Below are 3,388 nucleotides of genomic sequence, written 5' to 3'. Positions count from 1 at the left end.
GACGTAACAACCCGATATCCCATGATGCTTCCTTAAATCGACGCTCCTACATCATGGTCCAAAAATATTCGACCACAACACGCCAGCTCCTACAGAGGAATCGTGTACCCCTGTAGGAGCCTGCGATCTTTTGATCTTCAAGGCATAAAAAAGGGGCGATCAGATCGCCCCTTTTTTTATCACCACTGAATCTGTCAGCCGCGACGACGCAGTGCGTCGATACGCTCTTCCAGTGGCGGGTGGCTCATGAACATGCGAGCGAACCCTTGCTTGATGCCACCGTTGATGCCGAAGGCATTCAGGGTGTCCGGCATGTGCACCGGCAGGCCCTGTTCCGAGCGCAGGCGCTGCAGCGCGCCGATCATTGCGCTGGTGCCGGCCAGGCGGGCGCCAGCTTCGTCTGCACGGAATTCACGTTTACGCGAGAACCACATGACGATCGCGCTGGCCAGGATGCCCAGTACCAGTTCGGCGAAGATGGTCGCGACATAGTAGGCAATACCTTGGCCTTCTTCGTTCTTGAAGATCACCTTGTCGACGAAATTACCGATGATCCGCGCGAAGAACATTACAAAGGTGTTCACCACACCCTGAATCAGCGCCAGCGTCACCATATCGCCATTGGCTACGTGGCCAATTTCGTGGGCCAGAACGGCTTTCACTTCATCTGGCGTGAAACGCTCGAGCAGACCCTGGCTGACCGCGACCAGCGCGTCGTTCTTGTTCCAGCCGGTGGCGAAGGCGTTGGCCTCGTAGGCCGGGAAAATCCCGACTTCAGGCATCTTGATTCCGGCTTCGCGGGACAACTGCTCAACGGTTTGCAGCAGCCATTGTTCATGGCGAGTGCGCGGCTGGCTGATGATTTGGGTGCTGGTGCTCATCTTCGCCATCCACTTGGAGATGAACAGCGAGAACAGCGAACCGGCGAAACCAAAGACCGCACAGAAAATCAGCAGCTGATTGAGGTTGAGATCAACCCCATTGGCCGCCATGAACCCGTTGAAGCCGAAAAGGCTCAGGGTGATGCTGGCAATCAGCACGACCGCCAGGTTAGTGGCCAAAAACAGCAGGATGCGCATCATGGTTGTAGAAATCTCCTCATGCTAAATATGTAGCGTACTGCGGGGTATATAAGGTGCCGCACCGGGCTATTCAACCGAGTGACTATTTCAAACTGTGTCCTACAGCTGGATTCTAGACGCTTGCAGGGCATTTCTGACGTCACCTGAAGAGATATTTGGCTGGATTTCGCTTTCACAAGTCCCGCCGCTATTGGGCGTAACCGGCAGTCGCGTAAATCCGCCAGCACTCAAGGCGCTGTTGCAGTCGAAGGTTGGAGATGTGTTGCTGAATTAATCGCGGAGGGCCTTCCAGAGGCCCTCCGTGTCATCGCGCTTACTGGCGGTAGGACTTGAGGAAGTTGCCGATCCGGCCGATAGCCATGTCCAGGTCGTCGACCCGTGGCAGGGTCACGACGCGGAAGTGGTCCGGCCATGGCCAGTTGAAGGCCGTGCCCTGGACCACCAGCAGTTTTTCCGAGAGCAGCAGGTCGAGCACGAACTTTTCATCGTTGTGGATCGGGCAGACTTTAGGGTCGATCCGCGGGAACGCGTAGAGCGCGCCCATCGGTTTGACACAGCTGACGCCCGGGATGTCATTGAGCAGTTCCCAGGTACGATTGCGCTGTTCAAGCAGGCGCCCTTGCGGCAGCACCAGATCATTGATGCTCTGATAACCGCCCAGCGCGGTCTGGATCGCGTGCTGGCTTGGCACGTTGGCGCACAGGCGCATGTTGGCCAGTATGTCGATGCCTTCGATGTAGCTCTGGGCGTGATGCTTGGGACCGGAAATGGCGATCCAGCCGGAACGGAAACCGGCAACCCGATAGGACTTGGACAGACCGTTGAAGGTCAGGCACAGCAGGTCCGGCGCCAAGGATGCGGTGCAGATGTGCACGGCATCGTCGTACAGAATCTTGTCGTAGATTTCGTCGGAGAACACCACCAGGTTGTGCTGGCGAGCCAGTTCCAGCATGCCCAGCAGGACTTCCCTGGAATACACCGCGCCGGTCGGGTTGTTCGGGTTGATGATCACCAGGGCCTTGGTGTTCGGGGTGATCTTGGCCTTGATGTCGGCCAGGTCAGGCCACCAGTTGGCTTGCTCGTCGCACAGATAGTGCACCGGATTGCCACCCGCCAGGCTGACCGCTGCGGTCCACAGCGGATAGTCGGGGGCCGGAACCAGCACTTCGTCGCCGTTGTTGAGCAGGGCCTGCATCGACATCACGATCAGTTCGGAAACGCCGTTGCCCAGGTAGATGTCTTCGATGCCGACACCTTCCACCTGTTTCTGCTGGTAGTACTGCATGACGGCCTTGCGCGCACTGAACAGGCCTTTGGAGTCGCTGTAACCCTGGGCAGTCGGCAGATTGCGGATCACGTCCTGGAGGATTTCATCGGGCGCTTCGAAACCAAAAGGCGCCGGGTTGCCAATGTTCAGCTTGAGGATGCGATGGCCTTCCTCTTCCAGGCGTTTGGCGTGCTTGAGCACTGGGCCGCGAATGTCGTAGCAGACGTTGGCGAGCTTGTTCGATTTGCTGACCTGCATGGCGATGTGTTCCCGAAAATGAACGATCCAGACGCTGTATGAACTACCGTACTGGGAATCCTGCGTTTTCACACACGCCTGGCGCCTGGGGTCATCGCACCAAAATCCGTTTGAATGCGGGTAACGCGGCTGCCAGACTGGCGAATAACGAGGCGCAATCATACGTGCCGCCTGATCCGTGGAAAAGGGACAGATCAGGCTTTTTCAGATGCAGAGGTATGACGATGGAAAAGTTGGAAAAAACCCTGGAAGAATGGCGTGCGATGCTCGACCCGGAGCAGTACAACGTTTGTCGTCTGAAGGGCACCGAGCGACCGTTTTCGGGCAAGTACAACGGCACCAAAACCGATGGTGTCTATCACTGCATCTGCTGCAACGAGCCGTTGTTCGATTCCAAAGCCAAATTCGACTCCGGCTGTGGCTGGCCGAGCTTCTATCAGCCGATTGGCGAGAGCGCCATGGTCGAGATCCGCGATATCAGCCACGGCATGATCCGCACTGAAGTGGTCTGCGCCAAATGCGACGCGCACCTGGGCCACGTATTTCCGGATGGTCCGCCACCGACCGGTTTGCGTTACTGCATCAATTCGGTGTGCCTGGATCTGGTGCCGCGCGAATAATGTGAGCCCTGTAGGAGCTGCCGAAGGCTGCGATCTTTTTTGCTCGAGCTAATTGAGTCCAAAGCGAAAGATCAAAAGATCGCAGCCTGCGGCAGCTCCTTGTATCTCGACTATCGCTCCGTCAGGAGCGATAGTTCTCGACTGATCATCGAGGGAGGGAC

3 protein-coding genes are annotated in these 3,388 nt (G+C 57.1%); 1 reads left to right on the top strand and 2 read right to left on the bottom strand.

Annotated features, from left to right (window positions below; genetic code table 11):
* Positions 1-194: 194 nt before the first annotated feature.
* Complete coding sequence (gene htpX, locus ACIPIN_RS28855; protein WP_401124896.1) at positions 195-1,082, bottom strand: protease HtpX; 888 nt, start codon at positions 1,080-1,082, stop codon at positions 195-197.
* A gap of 313 nt (positions 1,083-1,395) precedes the next feature.
* Complete coding sequence (locus ACIPIN_RS28850; RefSeq protein WP_401124893.1) at positions 1,396-2,607, bottom strand: pyridoxal phosphate-dependent aminotransferase; 1,212 nt, start codon at positions 2,605-2,607, stop codon at positions 1,396-1,398.
* A 224-nt stretch (positions 2,608-2,831) separates the two neighbouring features.
* On the opposite strand from ACIPIN_RS28850, the gene msrB reads away from it, so the two are divergent.
* Positions 2,832-3,227: a peptide-methionine (R)-S-oxide reductase MsrB gene (gene msrB, locus ACIPIN_RS28845; RefSeq protein WP_401124891.1), complete on the top strand. Its 396-nt coding sequence runs from the start codon at positions 2,832-2,834 to the stop codon at positions 3,225-3,227.
* Positions 3,228-3,388: the final 161 nt, after the last annotated feature.

This window comes from Pseudomonas sp. NPDC087697, from assembly GCF_044743155.1.
GTDB lineage: Bacteria > Pseudomonadota > Gammaproteobacteria > Pseudomonadales > Pseudomonadaceae > Aquipseudomonas.
The sequence above is the reverse complement of the archived record's forward strand: the minus strand, read 5'-3'. Positions and strand labels throughout refer to the sequence as shown.